Genomic DNA, 19,674 nt, shown 5'->3' on the forward strand with positions numbered 1-19,674 from the left:
CCTCCTGACGTCCCGCGTGTCATCCTGACCGTTCGGATTACCTATGCGGGCGCGGCCCGGGTCAGCCTGCGGGCCGCAGCTCCGGGAGCCCGAGCGCGAGCACCGAGTCGGGCGTCGTCGTCAGCTCGCGCCCGACCACGACCATGGCGCGGACCAGCACGAGCCGCTGCACCTCGGCGACCCAGCGCTCGGTGTCCGCGGGCTTGCGCGAGGCGTCGACCACGACCGCGACCTGCTCGGCGCCCAGCTCGTCGAGGACCCGCGCCACCCCGGCCGCGTCCACGCGCACCCCGACGGCCACGACCGTGGCGCGGGCCGCGCGGACCCCGCGGGCGCGCGCCTCGGTCGCCGCGCGGCGGTCGTCGACGCGCACCGTGTCGCCGTCGGTCGCGCTGCCCGCGCAGGCCGTGAGCAGGCCCTCCCGCTGCGCCAGCGCGCGGGCCGCCGCGACGACGTCCGCGGCCAGCCCGACGAGCGCCACGAGGTCGCCCGGCGCCGCGCGCGGCAGCGGCGACGCGGGCACGGGCGGGGCGGTGACGGCCGCGGGCGGCGGCTCCGCCGTCTCGGCCACGAGCTCGTCGAGCAGCGCCGCGAAGTCGTCACCCCGGGTCGAGACCTCGACCGCGGCCGACGGCGCCGGGCGCAGCGCGTCGCCCTCGTCGGCGTCGTCGAGCAACGCCGCGATGCCCGCCCGGCGCGCGGCGGGGAACCGGACCGGCCCGACGGCGGTCCGGGGCGGCGCGTCGCCCACCTCGACGACCGCCTCGTAGTGCTGCCGCCCGAAGAGCCCCTTGAAGCCGCCCGTGATGACCCGCTCGGCGGAGACGATCCGCGCGTCCGGGCCGTGCAGGCGCCGTGCCTGGGCGAGCACGGCGTCGAGGGACTCACCCTCGAGCCGCAATCGCCGGGGCATCGTTCACCACCCCGACCGTCTCGATGAGCGCGTTGCCCGCCGTCACCTCGGTGTACGACAGCACGGCGAGGTCGGGCACCTGCGTCGCGACGAGGCGCCGGACCGCCGCGCGCAGCGACGGCGCGCACACGAGGACGACGTCCTCGCCGGTGGCCCGGGCCGCCTGCACGCGCTCGCCCACGGACGACCGGAACGCGTCGAGGCGCGCCGGGTCGACGACGATCGCGGTGCCCTGGTCGCCGCCGGGCTGGCGGCCCGCGAGCATCGCCTGCTCCAGGGCCGGGGCGATCGTCACGACCCGGATCGTGCCCGCGACCGTGTGCCGGGCCGGGATCGCCGGTCCGAGCGCCGCGCGCGCCGCCTCGACGAGGTGCTCGGGGTCGGTCGAGCGCTTCGCGGCGAGCGCGAGCGCCTCGTAGATCCGGGGCAGGTCGTTGACGGCGACCTGCTCCTCGAGCAGCCCCTGCAGGACGCGCTGGACCTCCGCGAGCGACAGCAGGGCCGGCGTGAGCTCGTCGACGGCCGACGGGTTGGTCCGCTTGACCTCGTCGGTGAGCACGCGCACGTCCTCGCGGGACAGCAGCCGCGCCGCGTTCGCGGCGATGAGGGCGGACAGGTGCGTGACGAGCACGGAGACCCGGTCGATCACCGTGGCGCCCGCCATCTCGGCGCTGTGCCGCATCTCCACCGGGACCCACTTGCCGTCCATGCCGAACACCGGGTCGACCGTCGCCAGCCCGGGCAGGGCGGCGAGGTCGTCGCCGAGCGCGAGGACCTTGCCGGCCGGCGCCTGGCCGCGACCGGCCTCCACGCCGGCGATCCGCACCGCGTAGGTCGACGCCGGGAGCTCCAGGGAGTCGCGCGTGCGGACGGGGGGCACGACGACCCCGAGGTCGGTCGCGATCTTGCGCCGCAGGGCGCGGACCCGTCCGAGCAGGTCGTCGTGCGCGCCGGTGACCAGGTCGACGAGGTCGGGCGCGAGCAGGATCTCGAGCGCGTGCACGCGCATCTGCTCGAGGAGGTCCTCGGTGCCGTCGCTGCGCGTGCCCTCCTTCTCGATCTGCTCGGCCGCGGCGCGCGCCACCTCGGCCCGCCGCTGGCTCGCCTTGATCTGCTGGGCCGCGATGATCAGGCCCACCCCGAGCACGAGGAACGGGAGCTTCGGCATGCCCTCGATGAGCGCCATGGCGAACGCCGCGACGCCCGCGATGGCGAGCGCCTGCCGCGACTGGACGAGCTGGCTCGACGCCTGCGAGCCGACGTCGCCCTCGCCCGAGTTCGAGCGCGTGACGATCATGCCCGTGGCGACCGCCATGAGCAGCGCGGGGACCTGGGTGACCAGACCGTCGCCCACCGTGAGGATCGAGTACGTGTCGACGGCCTCCATGGCCGGCATGCCGTGCATGACGACGCCGATCACGATGCCGCCCAGCAGGTTGATGAGCGTGATGACGATGCCCGCGATGGCGTCGCCCTTGACGAACTTCGACGCGCCGTCCATCGCCCCGTAGAAGTCGGACTCCGCGGAGATCTCGGCGCGGCGGGCCCGCGCGTCCTGCTCGCTGATGAGCCCCGCGTTGAGGTCGGCGTCGATCGCCATCTGCTTGCCGGGCATCGCGTCGAGCGTGAAGCGCGCCCCGACCTCGGCCACGCGCTCCGCGCCCTTGGTGATCACGAGGAACTGGATGACGACGAGGATGAGGAACACGACCATGCCGATGACGAGGTTCCCGTCGACGACGATGTGGCCGAACGCGCCGATGACCTCGCCCGCGTAGCCGTCCCCGAGCACGAGCCGCGTCGAGGCGACGTTGAGGCCCAGCCGGAACAGCGTCGCGACGAGCAGCAGCGACGGGAACACCGAGAAGTCGAGCGGCTTCTTGACGAACATCGACGTCAGCAGGATCACGAGCGACAGCAGGATGTTGACGATGATGAGCACGTCGAGCAGGGCCGCGGGGATCGGCACGACGAGCAGCAGGACGATGCCGACGACGCCGAGCGGCACGGCGATCATGGCGAGGGATCGGTTCTTCACGCGGAACGCTGGTCCTTCCGGGTCCGGGGCGTCGGCGGCTGCTGACGCGACGTCCTATGCAGGTCGTGGCCGCCGCAGCGCGCGCCGACGGCTGGGCCGGGCGAGGTCATGCGGCCCGCGCGTCGTCGGCGGCGGGCCACTCGCCCGGCGCGATCGCCGGGCGGGCCATGCGGTGCGGGACGGACGAGGCCGCCGCGCCGCGGCGCGTGAGCGCCATGACGAACGCGAGGACGCGCGCGACGGCCATGTAGAGCTCGACGGGCACCTCCTGCCCGACGTCGCACGCCCGGTGCAGGGCGCGCGCGAGCGGGACGTCGCGGACCATCGGCACCCGCGACTCCTCGGCCTTCTCGCGGATGCGGGCGGCGACGTGGTCGGCGCCCTTCGCGACGACGCGCGGTGCGGAGCGTCCGGGCTCGTACCGCAGCGCGACGGCGACGTGGGTCGGGTTGACGACGACGACGTCCGCGTCGGCCACGGCGGCGATCATGCGGTTGCGCGTCATCGAGCGCGCCATCGACCGGCGCTGCGACTTCACGAGCGGGTCGCCGTCGGTGCTCTTGTTCTCGTCCTTGAGCTCCTTCTTGGTCATGCGTGTCTTCTTGCGGTTGCGTCGCGCCACGACGAGCACGTCGAACAGCGCGAGCGTGAGGCCCGCCGCCGTCGCCCAGACCAGGAGCGAGCGCACGCCGGAGCCCGCCGCCTCGAGCAGCGAGGCGATCGGCAGGCCGCCCGCGGCCAGGAGGACCGGCATGAGGGACTGGACGACCGCGTAGAGCACGACGCCGACGACCGTCGTCTTGAGCAGGGCCTTGGCGCCGTTCCACAGCGCCTGCGCCCCGAACATCCGCTTGAGCCCGCTCATCGGGTTGAACTGGTCGGCCTCGGGCCTCAGCCGCTTCAGGTGCAGGCCGCCCTGCGCGACCGACGCGAGCAGCACGGCGACGGCGATCGCCCCGAGCAGCGGCAGCATGGTCGGCACCACGGAACCGAGCGCGTCCTGCGCGAGCTGGAGCGCGACCGCGGGCTCGGGGTTCTCGATCACGGTGCGCAGCGACAGCACTTGGTCGGTCGCGGCCCGTGCCGCGGCGCTCACGGTCAGCGGGATCACCGCGCCGGCGATCCCGACCCCGACCCAGGCCGTGAGGTCCTGCGACTTGCCGAGCTGGCCCTTGGACCGGACCTCCTTCATCTTCCGGTCGGAGGCCTGCTCGGTCTTCTCCTCGGTGGAGTCGGCCATCAGCCCACCCCGCCCATGCGCTCGACGGCCTCGGCCGTGAGCACCGAGACGACGTGCGGCAGCGCGACGAGCACGGTCCCGACGAGCGCGAGCGTGAGGAAGATCTTCAGCGGGAAGCCCATCGCGAACGCGTTGAGCGCGGGGGCGACCCGGTTGACCAGGCCGAGCCCGGCGTCGGCCAGGAAGAGCACGACGACGATCGGCCCGGCGATCTGCAGCCCCGCCACGAACGACCCGGTGAGGGCCTCGACGAACGACGCCGCCGGGACGCCGGCCAGGCCGCCCACCGGGACGGCCTCGTAGGAGCGGGCGAGGCCGAGCACCATCAGCTGGTACGCGTCGGAGACGAACATGAGCACGACCGCGAGGAGCGCGAAGAGGCGCGTGAACTGCGACCCGTTGACGTTCGTCTGGGGGTCGTACGCCATGCCGAGCGAGAACCCGCCGAACAGGTCGAGGTGGGCGCCGGCGGCGGTGATCGCCGAGAAGACGACCATGACGAGCGTCCCGAGCATCGCCCCCGTGACCGCCTCGGCGACGAGGTGCGCGAGGAACGTCGCGGTGCCGGTCGCCTCGTACCCGGGGGCGGCACGACCGGAGACCACGAGCCCGAGCGACACCGCGAGGATCGCGCGGACCTGGCGCGGGATGGCGTGGTGCGAGAACGGCGGCGCGATGGTCATGAACGCGGCCATGCGGACGCCCGCGAGCATCGTCGCCTGGAGCCACGCGAGGTCGATCTCGAGCTGCACGGGACGTCAGCCCCCGTTCAGCAGCGACGGGATGAGGTCGAACATCTCGTGCGTGAACGTCACCATCTCGCCGATCATCCAGTTGCCGCACACGACGAGCGCGACGGCGACCGCGAGCGCCTTGGGGACGAACGAGAGCGTGATCTCCTGGATCTGCGTGACGGACTGCACGATCGAGATGGCGAGCCCCACGACGAGCGACGTGACGAGCACGGGGGCCGCGAGCTTGGCGGCGAGGACGAGCGCCTGCGTGGCGACGTCGAGGACGGCGGCGGTCTCCACGGTCAACCCATCCCGTACGAGCCGATGAGCGAGGTCGTGATGAGACCCCACCCGTCGACGAGGACGAAGAGCAGCAGCTTGAACGGCAGCGAGATCATCGTGGGCGGCAGCATCATCATGCCCATGCTCATGAGGGCCGCGGCGACGACGAGGTCGATGACGAGGAACGGCACGAAGACGACGAACCCGATGATGAACGCGGCGCGGAGCTCCGAGATGACGAACGCGGGGACGAGCGTCGTGAGCGGGACGTCGACGGGGGTCGCCGGGTTCTCGAGGTCGGCGGCGCGCGTCATGAGCGCGAGGTCCTCCTCGCGCGTGTGGGCGAGCATGAACTCCCGCAGCGGCACGGCGCCCGCGTCGAGCGCCTGGCTGAAGGTCGTGGTGCCGTCGAGGTAGGGCTGGACCGCGGCGTCGTTGATCTCGCCGAACACCGGCCACATGACGAACAGCGAGAGGAACAGCGCGAGCCCGGCGAGGACCATGTTGGGCGGCACCGTGGCGGTGCCCAGCGCGTTCCGGGTCAGGGCGAGGACGACGAAGATCTTGGTGAACGACGTCATCATGAGCAGCAGCGTCGGCGCGAGCGACAGCAGCGTGATGCCGACCAGCGTCACGAGGGACGACGACGGCTCGCCGTTCGGCCCGTTGATCTCCACCGAGAGCGTCGACCCGCCGTCCTGCGGGTCGACCGGCTGGGTGGGCGGGGCCGGGTCGGTCGGGTCGACGACCGCGGCGCCCGCGTGGGGCGCGAGCAGGACGGTCGCGACCGCGACGAGGAGCAGGACCGCCCCGACGAGCACCGCGACGCGCAGCGCGCGGCGCGACGGGAGGGCGCGGGTCACCGGGCACCTCCTCGCACGACCCGCGCGGCCTTGCGCCACGTGTCGGGCGCGAGGAAGGTGCGCAGGGCGCTCGTCGGCACGGGCGGCGCGACGACGACGGCGGTCCCGGGGGTCCCGACCCGAGGCCCCGAGACGGCCGGGGGCGCGGCGGCGGGCGCGCCGGTGGGCACGTCGGTGGGAACCGAGCCGCGCTCGCCGTTCCACGCCGGGGCGTCCCCGTTCGCGGGCGGCTGCGCGAGCCACAGCCGTGCCGCGGTGACGGCGTCGTCGAACGACGGCTCGTCCGAGGTCGGAGCACCGGGCGTCGCGTCCGCGGCGGTGACCGCGGTGACCGCGGTGGGCGGGACGTCGGACGGGACGGGTGTCGGGCCGTCGATGACGGTCACGGACGACTCCGTCACACCGAGGAGGTACCGCCGGCCCCCGGCCTCGAGCAGGACCGCGGCGCTCTTCTGCGACAGCCCCTGGCGCGCGACCACGGTCAGCTGCTCCTGGCGCCCGCGCGGCGCGGAGCGCGAGGTCTTGCTCGCGACGCGGTACGAGACCCACAGGAGCCCGAGCACGACCGCCAGCGAGAAGGCGACGCGCAGCACGGTGGTGACGTCCATGCCGGTCAGTCGTCCGCGTCGAGGATCTTGGTGATGCGCACCCCGTAGTCGCCGCCGTCGACGACCACGACCTCGCCCTTGGCGATCGTGCGCCCGTTGAGCTGCACGTCCGCCGGCGCCCCGGCGGACCGGTCGAGCTCGACGACGGCGCCCGGCTCGAGGCTGAGCACGTCCCGCACCGGCATCCGGGTGCGGCCCACGATCACGGAGAGGCGCATCTCGACGTTGGAGATGCGCGCGAGCCGCGCGCCGGTCACGGCCTCGTCGGGCAGGCTCTGGAGCGCGCGGCGCGTGCGCACGACGAACCAGCCCGCCGTCGGGCCGTCGTCCGTGGAGAGCTCGAACACGACGGACTCCGGGTCCTCGAAGAGCGCGGTCGCGTCGGCGACGCGCACCTCCCCGAGCACGCCGACGCCGGTGGTCGCCCCCGCGGCCTCCAGGGCGGGGCGCAGGACGTCGGTGACGTCGAGCGCCGCCTCCTGGGAGGCGTCGGCGAGCGCGTCCTGGTCGATGAGTGCGAGCGCGAGGTCGGTGCCGGAGTCCCCCACGTACGAGGCGACGACCGCCCGCGCGGCCTGCGGGCCGACGGGGGCGCCGCCGCGCAGGGCCGCGCGCAGCGGGGTGCTGGTCGGGACGAGCTCGACGAGCGCGTGGGCGGCGGCCGACGCGGCCTCGACGACGGACTGCTCGACCGGGGTGGCGGTGCTCATGGGTCAGTTCTCCTCGGTGGTGACGATGCGGCAGGCGAGGCGGGAGCCGGACGAGCCGACGGCGCCGCGGGCCAGGACGTGGCCGTCGACGATGACGTCGAGCGGGCGGGACTGGGCGTGGGGGACGTGCACGACGTCGCCGACGGCGAGGTCCAGCACCTCGGTCGGCGTCATGGACGCGCCGGTGAGCTCGACGGTGACGTCGACGAGCGAGCGCGCGACGTGCTGGCGCGTGCGCCGGGTCGCGTCGGCGGGGTCGTCCGCCGGGTTGGCCTCGCCGAGGTGCGGCAGCAGCGCGACCGACGGCACGGCGAGGGTCGCCCGGCACGCGCGCTCGCCGACGCGGAGGTCGAACTCGGCGACGATCATGAGCTCGGCGGTCGGGGCGGCCTGGGCGAACTGTGAGTTGTGCTGGATCGACGAGATCCGCAGCGGGTTCTCGAGGAGCCGGCCCATCGAGTGGCGCAGGTCGCGCAGCGTCTCGGTGAGCAGCGACGTCACGAGCGTGCGCTCGACGTCGGTGAACTTGCGGTCGACGACCGGGATGGACGGCCCGGCGCCGAGCATGTGGGCGATCCACGTGAGGGCGTCCGTGTGCGGGAACTGCAGGACGGCGCGCGGGCCGATCCCCTCGAGCTCGCACACGACGAACGTCGTCGTCACGGGCAGCTCGGCGACGTAGTCGTCGTAGGTGCGCATCGCGACCGCGGCGAGGTTGACCTGGCTCACGACCCGCACGCGGGCCGTGAGCTGCGTGCCCCACTGGCGCGCGAAGCTCTCGAACGCCATCTCGAGGATGCGGTGGTGCTCGCGGACGAGCGTCGTCGGGCGGCGGAAGTCGTAGACCTCGACCTTGCGGCTCGGTGCGGGCTGCTGGACCCGCTCGGGTGTCGTCGTGCTCACGACCGCTCCTATGCGGGCGCGCACGACGCGAGCCTGCGCGACGCCGCGCAGGCTCGACGGACCGCGTCACTCCCCCGGTGCGCCCGCCTCTCCCGCCGTCTCGGCGGCCCGCGCGAGAGCCCGCGCGTCCGCCTCCGCGGCCGGGACGTCCGCCGCGCTGAGCTGCCCCGACAGCACCTGCGGGATGAGCGCGCGCACGGCCTCCGGCGCGGACGAGAGCACCATGATGTCGACGCGGCGGTTCGTCGCGAGCGCCTCGGGGCTCGTGCCCTCGGCGAGCGGACGCGCCGACCCGAAGCCCACCGCGGCGATCCGGTGCTCGGCGAGGCCGTCCTGCTCGACGAGGTGGCGCAGCACGGCGGTGGCGCGCGACGAGGACAGCTCCCAGTTCGACGGGAAGACCGACGTCACGGTCGAGGTGTAGTCCGCGTTGCCCTCGATGCGGATCTCGTGCGCGGTCGGCGCGAGCGCCGGGCCCACGACGTCGAGCACCGCCCGCGCCTCCTGCGTGAGGTCCGCGCTCCCGGGCGAGAAGAACGTGTCCGCGGACACGAGCCGCACGGTCAGGCCGCGCTCGTCGATGTCGAACCGGACCGTGTCGGACCGCCCGTGCGCGGCGAGGTCGCGGGCCATCGCGTCGCGCAGCGCCGAGAGGTCCGACACCTCGTCGAGCGCGCGCTCGAGGTCCGTCTCGACGTCGACCGGCTCCTTGGCCGGGTTCTCGACGACCTCCTCGACGACCGCGGCGTCCTCGACGTTGCCGAAGCCCTCCGCGAGGGAGGACTTCAGCTCCTGGTACTTGCCCTGGTCGACCGAGCTGATGGCGAACAGGACGATGAACAGGCACATGAGGACGGTCACCATGTCCATGTACGACACCATCCAGCGGCCGGAGCCGCCCGTGTCGTGCCCGCCACCGCCGCCCCCGCCGCCGTGGCCGCCCCTGCGACGCCGCGCCATCAGGCGGCCTTGTCCTCGGGCAACGACCACTCGGGGACCATCGTCTTGAGCCGCTCGTCGATGACCCGGGCGCGCGAGCCCGCCTGGATCGACATGTAGCCCTCGAGGAGGACGTGGAGCCGCTCGATCTCGAGGTCGGACAGGCGCTTGAGCTTCGCGCCGATGGGCAGCCAGATGAAGTTGGCGGAGAGGATGCCCCACAGGGTCGCGATGAACGCCGCGGCGATCATGTGCCCGAGCTTCTCGGGCTCGGACAGGTTCTCCAGCACGTGGGTCAGCGAGACGACGGTGCCGACGATGCCGATCGTGGGGGCGTAGCCGCCGATCGCGTTGAAGAAGTCGTACGCGACGGCGTCCTCGCGGGCCTTGGTCTCGATCCGCTCCTCGAGCAGGGTGCGCAGCTGCTCGGCGTCCGAGCCGTCGGCGAGCGACTGCAGCGCGCTGCGCTGGAACGGATCGTCGGTCTTCTGGGACTCGGCCTCGAGGGCGAGCAGGCCGCCGTCGTTCTGGACGATCTCCGCGGCCCGGACGACCTCCTCGATGGCCTCCGCGGGACGGGGCGCCTTGCCCGTGAACGCGCGCGGCAGCGTCTTGAAGGCCCGGACCGAGTCCTTGAGCGTCCCCGACGCGACGGCGGCGAAGATGCTCGCCCCGAAGACGAGGATGATCGGTGCCGGGAGCAGGATCGAGGTGATCTGCGACCCCTCGAGGTACACCATCGCGATGAGCGAGCCGAACGCGACGAGGATGCCGATGATGGTTGCGGGGTCCATGGCCTACTTCGTCCTCGTGTCGGGCAGGGGTGCGAGGGCGACCGGGCGGTCGCCGGGGGCGGGGGCGTCGTCGTCGGGCGCGGACCGGACGACCTCGAGCGGCGCGCGCTCGGCGGGGGCGGGCAGGGAGCGCGCGAGCGCGAGCACGCGCGCCTTGTGCTCCTCGACGAGGCGGATCACGACCTCCATGGGCTCGGTCACGATGTAGCGCGAGCCGTCGATGAGCGTCACGCGCGTGTCCGGGTTGGTCTCGACGCGGGCCACCAGGTCCGCGTTGATCGCGATGCGCTCGGAGCTGAAGCGCGTGAGGACGATCACGGCTCTCCCTTCGGGTGGGACGGGTCCGGGTCAGGTGCGGACGGGTTCGGGACGGAGGTGCGGGTCGGAAGGCGGTGCGGGGTCCAGCGCGGGGTTCGGTGGGGTGCCTCCCGGTCGGGCCGGGAGGCACCCCACCGCGCCCGGGTCAGCGCTTGAGGTTGACGAGCTCGGTGAGCACCTCGTCGGACGTCGTGATCACGCGCGAGTTCGCCTGGAACCCGCGCTGCGACACGATGAGGTTGGTGAACTCCTGCGAGAGGTCGACGTTCGACATCTCGAGAGCGCCCGCGGTGATCGAGCCGAGGCCCGGGTCGCCCGCGGCGCCGACCAGCAGGTCGCCCGAGTACTGCGTCGCCGCGAAGAGCGAGTCGCCCGCCTTCTCGAGCCCGCCGGCGTTGGTGAACGTCGCGAGCGCGACCTGGCCGAGGACCTCGGTCCGGCCGTTCGAGTAGCGGCCGACGATCGAGCCGTCGCCGGAGACGGAGTACGACGTGAGCGACCCGGCGGCCCCGCCGTCCTTGCTCGCGACGGCGACGTTGGACAGCCCCGCGTACGAGGTGAGCGCGTCGAGACCGACCGTCACGCCGCCGACGGCGAGGGACCCGCCGCCGGTCAGGGCGCCGCCGGTGAACGTCAGGGCCTGCGGGCCGGCGAGCGTGGCGCCGGTCGCGCCGTCCCGGGCGCTCACGGACCAGCCGCCGCCCGCGGCCGTGAAGACGAGCGAGAGTTTGCTGGCCCGGCCCGCCGCGTCGAAGACCTCGACGTCGCGCACGAGCTCGGTGCCGTCCGCTGCGTCCGAGGGCAGGTTGCCCCCGAACGTCACGCCCGTGGTCGCGCGGGGCGGGATGACGTCCCCGACGGGGATCGTGAGGTTGCCGAGCGGGCTGCTCGTGTTCACCACGCCGTCGGTGGCGGTCCAGCCCTGGACGAGGTCGCCGCTCGCGTTGACGAGCCGGCCCGCGCCGTCGAACGTGAACCCGCCGTTGCGCGTGTAGTACGCCTGGCCACCCCGCTCGACGACGAAGAACCCGTCGCCGTCGATCATGAGGTCGGTCGGGACGCCCGTGGTCTGCGCGGCGCCCTGCGTGAACTGCGTCGTGATGGCGGCCGTCGTGACGCCGAGGCCGATCTGCGCGGGGTTCGCGCCGCCGACCTGCTGGTCCGGCGCGACACCCGCCGCGACGAGCTGGGACAGCGTGTCCTGGAACTGGGTGCGCGAGGACTTGAAGCCCGTCGTGTTGACGTTCGCGATGTTGTTGCCCGTGACGTCCAGCATGTTCTGGTGGGCGCGCAGGCCGGAGATTCCGGTGTTGAGGGAGCGGAGCACGAGAGTCCTTTCGGGTCAGGCGGCGGAGCTGCCGTGGTCGTCGGTGGCGCCGTCCGTGGCTGCCGGGGTCCCGGTGGCATCCGTGCTGACCGAGGAGGTGACGGCGGAGACGTGGTCGAGGTCGACCGTCACCCCGCCGATCGTCACGGTGGGTACCGCGTCGCGGTACGACACCGCGGTGGCGGTGCCCGTGTGCTCGACGCCGTCGGCGTCGAGGTAGGAGACCTTGTTGCCCAGGAGGTCGGCGGCCGACTGACGCATCTGGAGCGCGAACGACTCCTCGACGAGCCCGCTCATCCGCGTGAGCGCCTCCATCATGGCGAGCGACGTCGTCTGCGAGACGATCTCGCCCGTGTCCATGGAGCTGGACGGGTCCTGGTTGCGCAGCTGGGTCACGAGGAGCCCGAGGAAGAGCTCGCTGTCGTACTCCTGCTTGGGCGCGCGCACGCTCTTCGTGGCATACATCGATGCCGGCGCCGGCGCGCTCACGGGTTCGACGGGCACGTGGTTCCTCTCCTCAGACGAGGACGTCGAGGCGCCGGGCGGCGCCGTACGTCCTGCCGACCACTGTCGGCTCGGTCTCGGGCTCGGTGGCCCCTCGGTGCGGGCGGCCCGGGCCGTGGTCGCGCGCGCCGGGCTCCTGCGGGTCGCGACGTGCGCCGGACCCGTCGGCGGTGGCACCGCGGCCGTCCCGACCGTCCCCGGCCGCGGCCGGTGTTCCCGCGTCCGCGACGGTGACCGACGACGCCCCGCCCGCGATGCCCGCGAGGTCGCGCCGCAGGTCGGCGACGATGGCGCGCAGCGCCTCGCGGCCCGTGTCGTGCGGCGCGTAGAGCTCGATGCGCAGGTCACCGCCCGCGACGTGCGCGCGGACCGTCACGGGCCCGAGGTTCTCGGGCGTCACGGAGAGCGTGAGCACGTGGTCGCCGTCGCCCGCCTCGGCGAGCCGGACGACGGGCCCGGTGACCTGGGCGTGCAGCGGCTGTGCCGGGTGCGACGCCGCCGCCGGCGCGGTCACCGCGGGCGTGCCCGCGGCCTGCGGGGCGGCGGGGGCCGCGACGGGGGCGGCGGCGAAGAGCTCCGCGGAGGCCCGCGGCGCTCCGTCCGGCGCGAGGGCCGTGCCCTCCGGGCCGGTCGCGGCCGGGGCCGTCACGCCGTCCGCCTCCCCCGGCGCAAGAGCGACGCCGCTGGCCCCGGGACCGGTCGGCGCACCCGGCGCGGCGGAGACCGGCGCCCCCGGTGTGGCGGGGACCGGGCCCGGCGGCGGGGTCGTGCTCGTCCCGGCCCCGGGCCCGGCGCTCCCCGGGGATCCGGCCGTGGCGACGGCCTCTCCGGCAGCACCGCTCGCCCGCGTCGCGGCCGGCACGGTCGCCGGGCCGTCCACCGTCGCCGTCGCGTCGAACGACCACGGCGCACCGGTCGGCGTCCAGGCCTCGCCAGGCCCGGCCGCCGAGGCTGCACCGACCGCCGAGGCTGTACCGGCCGCCAAGGCTGTGCCGGGTGCGCCCGGGCGGTCGCCCGTGGCCGGGGCGGGCGCGTCCGGCGCCGCCGCGGCGTCGTCCGACGGCGCCGCGCCCGCCGGGCCGTGCGCGTCGCCGGCCGCCGCGTCCTCCGCGACGGCGGCAGCTGCCGCGCCGTCCGGCGTGGCGGTGCCGGCGAGCGAGCCGTCGAGACCGACGGGCGTCGTGTCGAGGAGCACCGGCAGGCCCGGCAGGCCGACGGGCACGGACGGCCCGGCGGGCTGGTCGTCCGCGGCGGCGGTGCGGTCCGCCGAGGAGTCGGCGCCGGGGGTCCCGGTGGCCGCGGGCCCGTCGGTCGAGGACCCGTCGGTCGAGGGCCCGGCGGTCGTGGTGCTGTCGGTCGAGGGCCCGGCGGCGGTCGTGCCGTCGTCGACGGCCCGATCGGCAGGGGTGCCGCCGCGAGGCCGCGCGGGCTCCTGGCGGCCGCGGGCCGCCTCGCCGAGCGCGGCGTCGAAGCTGCGGCCGAACGCGTCGGCCGACGCTCCGGACGCCGCCCGGGGCCGCGCCGTCGTGGCCGGTGCCGGAGCCGCGACCAGGGCGTTCGTGGTCAGGGTCATCGTGGTCCTCCTCAGCCGATCACGCGGCGGATGGTCGTCACGGAGGCGTCGCTGACGTCCGTGATCTCGACGGTGCGGCCGGGCTTGGGCGCGTGGATCATCTGCCCGTCGCCCAGGTAGATGCCGATGTGCTTGCCCCCGCGCTGCACCACGAGGTCGCCGGGTCGCGCCTCGGCGAGCGAGCCGACCTCGGCCCCCTGGCGCATCTGGTCGCGCGCGACGCGCGGCAGGTCGACGCCGTGCGCGGAGTACACGAGCTGGACGAGGCCCGAGCAGTCGAGGCCGCCCTCGCCGAGGCTCTCGCCGCCCCACACGTACGGCACGCCGAGGTACTGGCGCGCCGTCTCGACGACCGACCGTCCCGCCCCGCCGTCGGTCGCGCCGTCCGGCGCGGTCGCCGGGCCGACCGGCGCCGCGGGCGCCGCCGGCACGACGGCCGCCCCCGCCGCGGCGCCCGGCGACGCCCCCGCCCCGAACAGCGCGCTGCGCGCGAGCTCGTCGGCGCCCGTCGCCCCGGACAGCGTGCCGAGCAGGCGCCCGACCACGTCCGAGCCGGTGCCCGCCGCGCCCGTCGTCGGCAGCGCCGCGAGCGCCGAGAGCGCCGACGCGAAGTCGGTCGCGCTCGTGGACGGTGCCGCCGTCGACCGGCCGGGGGCGGTCACGACGTCGTGCAGCGCCACGATCTCCGTGCGGATCTCGCCCACGCGGGCGAGCGCCTGGGTCATGCTCACGTCGTCGACCCCCCGGCCGTCGTGCGCCGCGCGGCCGAGGCGATCTCGTCGAGCGCGGCCTGGTCGGCGCGCCCTTCCGCGCGGGCCGTCTCGGCGTCGTGCCGCTCCTCGAGCTTCTCGAGGCCCAGCGCGGCGGCGCGGGCGCGCGCGAGCTCGGCGCGCGCCTCGTCCACGGCGTGCGCGCGCACGCGCTCCTCGGACTCGAGCACGGAGAACAGCGCGCTCGCCGCGGCGCGCGAGGCCGCGAGACCGGACAGGGCCGCGCTCGTCGTCGGGCGCTCGGGCGAGGCGTCGAGGTAGGCGGCGAGACCGCCCGTCTCCTCCACGGTGCGCGCGAGGTCCGCGTGCGCTCCCGCGAGCGCCGCCTTGGCGCCGTCCTCCTCGAGGCGGCGCAGGCGCAGCACGCCCGCGAGCCGGAACTTCCCCGCCATCAGTCCTCCCCTCCGGCCAGCACCTGGGTGAGCCGCGTGAGGCGCGCCCACGACTCCTCGGCCGGCGTCCTGTCGGTCATGACCTGCTGCAGGAAGGCGTCGATCGCCCCCTGGTGCTCGAGGCTCGCGTCGACGAGGGGGTCGGTGCCCTTCTTGTACGCCCCGATGTCGAGGATGTCCTGGGCCTTGCGGCGCGCCGCGAGGACCCGGCGCAGCGTCAGCGCGACCGACCGCTGCTCGGGCGTGGTCACGCGCGACGCGACGCGCGAGACCGACGCGAGCGCGTCGACCGCCGGGTAGTGGCCCGAGACGGCGATGGACCGGTCGAGCACCACGTGCCCGTCGAGGATCGAGCGCGCCTGGTCGGCGATCGGCTCGTTGTGGTCGTCGCCGTCGACGAGGACGGTGTAGATCCCGGTGACGGAGCCCGTCGCCGCGGTGCCCGCGCGCTCGAGCAGGTTCCCCATGAGGGAGAACGTCGACGGCGGGTAGCCGCGGGTCGCGGGGGGCTCCCCCACGGACAGCCCGATCTCGCGCTGCGCCATGGACACGCGCGTGAGGGAGTCCATCATGAGGACGACGTGCGACCCGGCCTCCCGGAACGACTCGGCGATCCGGGTCGCCGTGAAGGCTGCGCGCCGGCGCATCATCGCGGGCTCGTCGGACGTCGCGACGACGACGACCGACCGGGCCAGGCCCTCGGGGCCGAGGTCGTCCTCGAGGAACTCGCGCACCTCGCGCCCGCGCTCGCCGACGAGCGCGATGACCGACACCTCGGCGTCGGTCCCGCGCGCGACCATCGACAGCAGCGACGACTTGCCGACGCCCGAGCCGGCGAACAGCCCGATGCGCTGCCCCCGGCCGAGCGTGGTGAGCGTGTCGAGGACCCGCACGCCGGTCTGGAGCGGCGTGTCGATGCGCGCCCGCTCCATCGCGGCGGGCGCGTCCGCGTCCACGGGCACGCGGGGCGCGCGCCCGAGCGGGCCGCGCCCGTCCACGGGGCGGCCGAGCGCGTCGACCACGCGGCCGAACAGCCCGCGCCCGGTCGGGACGAGGACCCCGGTGCCGCGCGTGCGCACCGGGTCGCCCGCGCGGACACCGGAGAGCCGGCCGAGCGGCATGCAGCGCGCCCTGCCCTCGGCGGTCGCGACGACCTCCGCGTCGAGGGGGTGCGGGCCGTCGCCGACGTGGACGAGGTCGCCGATGCCGCAGCTCAGGCCCGCGACCTCGAGGCTCAGCCCGACGGCCGACGTCACGACGCCGACCCGCTCGGGCCGCGCCACCGCGACGAGGGAGTCGAGCGCGGGCGGGCGGGAGTGCGGGCGGGACGCGCCCGCCGCGGTGCGCGTGCTCGGGGCGGCCGAGCCGACCGGGGCCGTCACGACGACCCTCCGGACGCGCCGGGCCCGGCGTCGGGCGTGAGGTCGGGCCCGACGTCGAGCAGCGCCAGCTCGGCCCGCGCCCGGTCGACGGCGGCGCGCACGCGCGCGTCGAGGAAGCCGTGCTCGAGCTCCGCGACGGCGTCGCCGCGGTCGAGCGACGCGTCCGCGACGAGGCGGACGTCGTCGACCCCGGCCTCGGTCAGCAGGCGCACGTCGTCGGGGTGCAGCCGGACGGCGACGACCGCGCCGTCGGCGACGGCCGTCGCGCGCGCGAGGGCCGCGCGGGCGGCCCCCGGCCGGTCGGTGAGCTCGTACCCGAGGACGGACCCCGCGAGGTCGAGCGCGCCCCGGACCGTGGCGTCCTGCGCCGCGGCGACGACGGGGACCGTCCGCTCGCCGAGCGCCCGGGCGGCCTCGCGCAGGACGGCGACCGCGCGCGCGGTCCGCTCGTCGCGCTCGGCGGTGCGCCGCGCGTGGTCCGCCTCGAGCGCGGCGCGCAGGCGCTCCGCCTCGTCGCGGGCCGCGCGGGCCCCGGCCGCGTAGCCGGCGGCGTACCCGCGGGCCGACGCCGCCGCCTCGACCTCCGCGACGCGGTCGCTGCGCAGGACCGGCACGGCCCGCGGCACGAAGGAGGCGTCAGTAGACAAGCTCGTCCCCGTCCGTGCGGTGGATCGTGATCTTCTCGTCGGCCTCGAGGTTGCGGACGACGCGGACGATCTCCGCGCGCGCCTCCTCGACCTGGCTGATGCGCACCCCGCCCAGCCCGGCGACCTCCTCCTCCAGCAGCGCCCGGTTGCGCTCGGAGATGTTCTTCGTGATCGTCTCGACGACCTTGGCGGTCGTGCCCTTCATCGCGAGCGCGAGCACCGACATCTCGACGCCGCGCAGGATGATCTGCACGTCGCGCGCCTCGAACGAGGCGATGTCCTCGAAGGTCAGCATGCGCGAGCGGACCTCCTCGGCGAGCTGCGGGTCGCGGGCCTCGAGCCCTTCGAGGACCGCCTTCTCCGTGGCGCCGTCGGAGCGGTTGATGATGTCGACGAGCGGCTGGACGCCGCCGAGGATCTCGACCGGCTGACGCGGGGTGATGCTCGCGCCCATGCGGGTGCGGAACTGCTCCGACACGATCTTCACCGCGTCCGGCGACGCGGTGCCCATGGTCGCGAGCGCCTGCGCGACGTCCGTGCGGTAGTCGTCGGCCAGCTTGGCGAGCACCGCGGACGCGACGCCCGAGCTGAGGTGCGCGAGGACGAGGGCGACGGTCTGCGGGTGCTCGCCGTCGAGCAGGGACACGATCTGTCCCGGCTCGGTGCCGTCGAGGTACTCGAACGCCTTGCCCTGCATGCTCGCGACGAGGCGCTCGACCACGTCGGCCGCCCGGTCGGCGCCCATCGACGCCTCGAGCAGCCCGACGGCGAAGTCCTTGCCCCCGCGCGGGCGCGGCGTGCCGGACAGCGCCATGTCGTAGAACTCGTCGAGGGCCGCGACCGCCAGCTCCTCGTCCACCACCTGGGTGCGCATGATCTCGGCGGCGACCTCGGAGGCCTCCTCCTCGGAGAGCAGCGACAGGACCGTCGCCGCCCGCTCCTGGCTGAGCTGCATGAGCACCAGGGCGACCTTCTGCACCCCGCTCATCGCGGCGACCTTGCGCGCGGCCTCGGTCGCGAGCGCCGCGGCGGCGGGGTCGAGGGCGGCCGCCAGGCCGGCGGCGCCGGTGCCCGCGGGCGCCGTCTCCGGCGGTGCCGTCGTGACGCTCATCGCTGCGCCCCCGCCCGGTCCTCGGCGAGCAGCACCCGCAGGTACTCGGCCGTCTTGTCGGGGTCGGTCGCCGCGAGCGCGTCGATCTCGGCCCGACGCTGGTCGAGGCTCGTGAACCGCGGGGTCGGCGGCTGGATCTCCGGCCGCTCGGGCACGGGCTCGAGCTCGCCCTGACCGCCGCCGGACAGGAGCGCCGGGTGCTCGTCGTCGCGGTCGAGCTCGTGCAGGGTCGTCATGCGGAGGTCCTCGAGGTCGACCGTCTCGCGCCGCTCGCGGCGGCGACGGGCGCGCCGCACGGCCACGAGCACGATCACCAGGGCGATGAGCACCCCGGCGACGACCGCCGCGGTGCGCAGCATCTGCGCCCGGCTCTCGGCGGCGGCCGCCTCCTCCGCCGCGGCGAGCGCGGCCTGGGCCGACTCCGCGGCGCCCGTGTCGAACGGCAGCACCGCGACCTCGACGGTGTCCCCGCGCTCGGCGTCGATCCCGGCGGCGGCGGAGACCATCGCGGTGATGGCGGCCGTGTCCATCCCCCGGGCCACCTCGGCGTCGAGCGCGACCGACACGGCCTGCCGGGTCAGCGCGCCGGCGGGCGTCGTCGTGGTCTCGGTGACCTTGTCGATCGCGTTGTTGCGCGTGGCGTCCTCGGACGTGTAGCTGCTGTCCGCGCCGGCGCCGCCCGGGACGGCGATGTTGTCCGGCCCGAGCACCCCCGCCGTACCCCCGGCCCCGCCGGTGTACTCCTCGGTCGTCGTGGACTCGTTGAGGACCGGGCCGCCCTCCGGGGTGCGGAACGTCTCCTCGAGCCGCTCGGAGCTCGCCACGTCCATCTGGGCGGTGACGGCGACGGTCGAGTTCCCCGCGCCGACGACACGGTCGAGCATCGCCTGCACCTGCCCGGAGACCTTCTCCTCGTACTGCCCGGCCTGCTCGCCCGACGACCGCGCCCCGACGCCGACCTCGGAGAGCACCTCGCCCTGCGCGTCGACGACTGCGACGTCGGTGGGCGCCATGCCGTCGATCGACGCCGAGACGAGGTGGACCATCGCCTCGACCTGCTCGGTCGTGAGCTTCTGGCCCCGGGCGGGAGCGACGAACACCGACGCGGTCGGGGTGCCCTGCTCGGCCGCGAAGACCGTCTCCTCGGGGATCGCGAGCTGGACGGTCGCCGTCTCGACGCCGTCCATCGCGGAGAGGGTGCGGGCGAGCTCGCCCTCGAGCGCGCGCTTGTACGTCACGTCCTGCTGGAACTCGCTCGACGTGACGCCCATCTCGTCGAGCAGCGAGTAGCCGCCCGTCGACTCGTCGGCGGGCAGGCCGGCCGTCGCGGCCGCGAGCCGCTGCTCGTAGACCCGTTCCTCGGGGACGAGCACCGTGCCGCCGCCGTCGGTCAGCTCGTAGGGCACGCCCTGCGACCGGAGCTGGTCGACGATCGCGGCGGCGTCCGCGCTCGACATGCCGGAGAACAGGGGCGTGTAGCTGGGGCGCGACGCCCACGACACGAGCGCGACGATCCCGACCACGAGGATCGCGAGGGCGAGCAGCGCGAGCGTGCGCTGGGCGATGGTGAAGTCGCGGACGGCGCCGAACGCGCGGCCGAACGTCGACCTGATCTTCTCGGGCATC

The 19,674-nt window shown here is 75.0% G+C and carries 21 protein-coding genes; all 21 read right to left on the minus strand.

Going from position 1 to position 19,674, the window contains the following annotated elements; all coding sequences use genetic code 11:
• Positions 1–61: 61 nt before the first annotated feature.
• The gene (locus B8281_RS18455; RefSeq protein WP_157446675.1) at positions 62–913 is read right to left on the minus strand and encodes a hypothetical protein; all 852 of its coding nucleotides are present in this window, start codon (positions 911–913) and stop codon (positions 62–64) included.
• On the minus strand, positions 885–2,930 hold the full coding sequence (locus B8281_RS18460) for a flagellar biosynthesis protein FlhA (RefSeq protein ID WP_043657039.1): 2,046 nt from the start codon (positions 2,928–2,930) through the stop codon (positions 885–887). The genes B8281_RS18455 and B8281_RS18460 overlap by 29 nt, the downstream gene beginning before the upstream one ends.
• A gap of 127 nt (positions 2,931–3,057) precedes the next feature.
• The gene (locus B8281_RS18465; protein ID WP_076403286.1) at positions 3,058–4,191 is read right to left on the minus strand and encodes a flagellar biosynthesis protein FlhB; all 1,134 of its coding nucleotides are present in this window, start codon (positions 4,189–4,191) and stop codon (positions 3,058–3,060) included.
• On the minus strand, positions 4,191–4,943 hold the full coding sequence (locus B8281_RS18470; protein ID WP_043657044.1) for a flagellar biosynthetic protein FliR: 753 nt from the start codon (positions 4,941–4,943) through the stop codon (positions 4,191–4,193). Before B8281_RS18470 ends, B8281_RS18465 begins: the two co-directional genes overlap by 1 nt.
• A gap of 6 nt (positions 4,944–4,949) precedes the next feature.
• Complete coding sequence (gene fliQ, locus B8281_RS18475; RefSeq protein ID WP_021482560.1) at positions 4,950–5,225, minus strand: flagellar biosynthesis protein FliQ; 276 nt, start codon at positions 5,223–5,225, stop codon at positions 4,950–4,952.
• Positions 5,226–5,227: 2 nt separating this feature from the next.
• Positions 5,228–6,070 (minus strand): flagellar type III secretion system pore protein FliP, encoded by an 843-nt coding sequence (gene fliP / locus B8281_RS18480; RefSeq protein WP_076403290.1) that lies wholly within the window; start codon positions 6,068–6,070, stop codon positions 5,228–5,230.
• Positions 6,067–6,678, minus strand: a complete 612-nt coding sequence (locus B8281_RS18485; protein ID WP_085388469.1) for a flagellar biosynthetic protein FliO — start codon at positions 6,676–6,678, stop codon at positions 6,067–6,069. The genes fliP and B8281_RS18485 overlap by 4 nt, the downstream gene beginning before the upstream one ends.
• A 5-nt stretch (positions 6,679–6,683) precedes the next feature.
• Entirely contained in the window at positions 6,684–7,388 is a 705-nt protein-coding gene (gene fliN / locus B8281_RS18490; protein WP_034652790.1) for a flagellar motor switch protein FliN, read from the minus strand.
• A gap of 3 nt (positions 7,389–7,391) precedes the next feature.
• A complete protein-coding gene (locus B8281_RS18495) occupies positions 7,392–8,291 on the minus strand; it encodes a flagellar motor switch protein FliM (RefSeq protein ID WP_034652792.1) in 900 nt (299 codons plus the stop codon).
• Positions 8,292–8,357: 66 nt separating this feature from the next.
• Positions 8,358–9,251, minus strand: coding sequence for a flagellar motor protein MotB (locus B8281_RS18500; protein WP_081600165.1), 894 nt, complete (start codon positions 9,249–9,251; stop codon positions 8,358–8,360).
• Positions 9,251–10,024: a motility protein A gene (locus tag B8281_RS18505; protein ID WP_021483317.1), complete on the minus strand. Its 774-nt coding sequence runs from the start codon at positions 10,022–10,024 to the stop codon at positions 9,251–9,253. Before B8281_RS18505 ends, B8281_RS18500 begins: the two co-directional genes overlap by 1 nt.
• 3 nt (positions 10,025–10,027) lie before the next feature.
• Entirely contained in the window at positions 10,028–10,342 is a 315-nt protein-coding gene (locus B8281_RS18510; RefSeq protein WP_085388470.1) for a flagellar FlbD family protein, read from the minus strand.
• Positions 10,343–10,487: 145 nt separating this feature from the next.
• A complete protein-coding gene (locus B8281_RS18515; RefSeq protein WP_085388471.1) occupies positions 10,488–11,669 on the minus strand; it encodes a flagellar hook protein FlgE in 1,182 nt (393 codons plus the stop codon).
• 15 nt (positions 11,670–11,684) lie between these two features.
• Positions 11,685–12,173, minus strand: a complete 489-nt coding sequence (locus tag B8281_RS18520; RefSeq protein WP_061266696.1) for a flagellar hook capping FlgD N-terminal domain-containing protein — start codon at positions 12,171–12,173, stop codon at positions 11,685–11,687.
• 13 nt (positions 12,174–12,186) lie between these two features.
• A complete protein-coding gene (locus B8281_RS18525; RefSeq protein ID WP_085388472.1) occupies positions 12,187–13,746 on the minus strand; it encodes a flagellar hook-length control protein FliK in 1,560 nt (519 codons plus the stop codon).
• Between the two features lie 11 nt (positions 13,747–13,757).
• Positions 13,758–14,471, minus strand: coding sequence for a C40 family peptidase (locus B8281_RS18530; protein WP_085388473.1), 714 nt, complete (start codon positions 14,469–14,471; stop codon positions 13,758–13,760).
• A 2-nt stretch (positions 14,472–14,473) separates the two neighbouring features.
• Positions 14,474–14,908 (minus strand): flagellar FliJ family protein, encoded by a 435-nt coding sequence (locus B8281_RS18535; protein WP_085388474.1) that lies wholly within the window; start codon positions 14,906–14,908, stop codon positions 14,474–14,476.
• A complete protein-coding gene (locus B8281_RS18540; protein ID WP_232322819.1) occupies positions 14,908–16,191 on the minus strand; it encodes a FliI/YscN family ATPase in 1,284 nt (427 codons plus the stop codon). The genes B8281_RS18535 and B8281_RS18540 overlap by 1 nt, the downstream gene beginning before the upstream one ends.
• A 95-nt stretch (positions 16,192–16,286) precedes the next feature.
• Positions 16,287–16,937 (minus strand): FliH/SctL family protein, encoded by a 651-nt coding sequence (locus tag B8281_RS18545; RefSeq protein WP_085388476.1) that lies wholly within the window; start codon positions 16,935–16,937, stop codon positions 16,287–16,289.
• Entirely contained in the window at positions 16,927–18,048 is a 1,122-nt protein-coding gene (gene fliG, locus B8281_RS18550; RefSeq protein ID WP_081600280.1) for a flagellar motor switch protein FliG, read from the minus strand. The genes B8281_RS18545 and fliG overlap by 11 nt, the downstream gene beginning before the upstream one ends.
• A complete protein-coding gene (gene fliF, locus B8281_RS18555; protein WP_034652806.1) occupies positions 18,045–19,673 on the minus strand; it encodes a flagellar basal-body MS-ring/collar protein FliF in 1,629 nt (542 codons plus the stop codon). The genes fliG and fliF overlap by 4 nt, the downstream gene beginning before the upstream one ends.
• Position 19,674 lies beyond the last annotated feature (1 nt).

Origin of the sequence: Cellulosimicrobium sp. TH-20, assembly GCF_002105775.1 — a bacterium.
Lineage (GTDB): Bacteria > Actinomycetota > Actinomycetes > Actinomycetales > Cellulomonadaceae > Cellulosimicrobium > Cellulosimicrobium funkei.

What these genes read in the sequence shown, in the direction of transcription:
- B8281_RS18465 (WP_076403286.1), bottom strand. Translation starts at nt 4,191, where the DNA reads ATGGCCGACTCCACCGAGGAGAAGACCGAGCAGGCCTCCGACCGGAAG.
- B8281_RS18455 (WP_157446675.1), bottom strand. Translation starts at nt 913, where the DNA reads ATGCCCCGGCGATTGCGGCTCGAGGGTGAGTCCCTCGACGCCGTGCTC.
- B8281_RS18460 (WP_043657039.1), bottom strand. Translation starts at nt 2,930, where the DNA reads ATGATCGCCGTGCCGCTCGGCGTCGTCGGCATCGTCCTGCTGCTCGTC.
- B8281_RS18485 (WP_085388469.1), bottom strand. Translation starts at nt 6,678, where the DNA reads ATGGACGTCACCACCGTGCTGCGCGTCGCCTTCTCGCTGGCGGTCGTG.
- fliN (WP_034652790.1), bottom strand. Translation starts at nt 7,388, where the DNA reads ATGAGCACCGCCACCCCGGTCGAGCAGTCCGTCGTCGAGGCCGCGTCG.
- B8281_RS18525 (WP_085388472.1), bottom strand. Translation starts at nt 13,746, where the DNA reads ATGACCCTGACCACGAACGCCCTGGTCGCGGCTCCGGCACCGGCCACG.
- B8281_RS18535 (WP_085388474.1), bottom strand. Translation starts at nt 14,908, where the DNA reads ATGGCGGGGAAGTTCCGGCTCGCGGGCGTGCTGCGCCTGCGCCGCCTC.
- B8281_RS18530 (WP_085388473.1), bottom strand. Translation starts at nt 14,471, where the DNA reads ATGACCCAGGCGCTCGCCCGCGTGGGCGAGATCCGCACGGAGATCGTG.
- fliF (WP_034652806.1), bottom strand. Translation starts at nt 19,673, where the DNA reads ATGCCCGAGAAGATCAGGTCGACGTTCGGCCGCGCGTTCGGCGCCGTC.
- B8281_RS18505 (WP_021483317.1), bottom strand. Translation starts at nt 10,024, where the DNA reads ATGGACCCCGCAACCATCATCGGCATCCTCGTCGCGTTCGGCTCGCTC.
- B8281_RS18500 (WP_081600165.1), bottom strand. Translation starts at nt 9,251, where the DNA reads ATGGCGCGGCGTCGCAGGGGCGGCCACGGCGGCGGGGGCGGCGGTGGC.
- fliG (WP_081600280.1), bottom strand. Translation starts at nt 18,048, where the DNA reads ATGAGCGTCACGACGGCACCGCCGGAGACGGCGCCCGCGGGCACCGGC.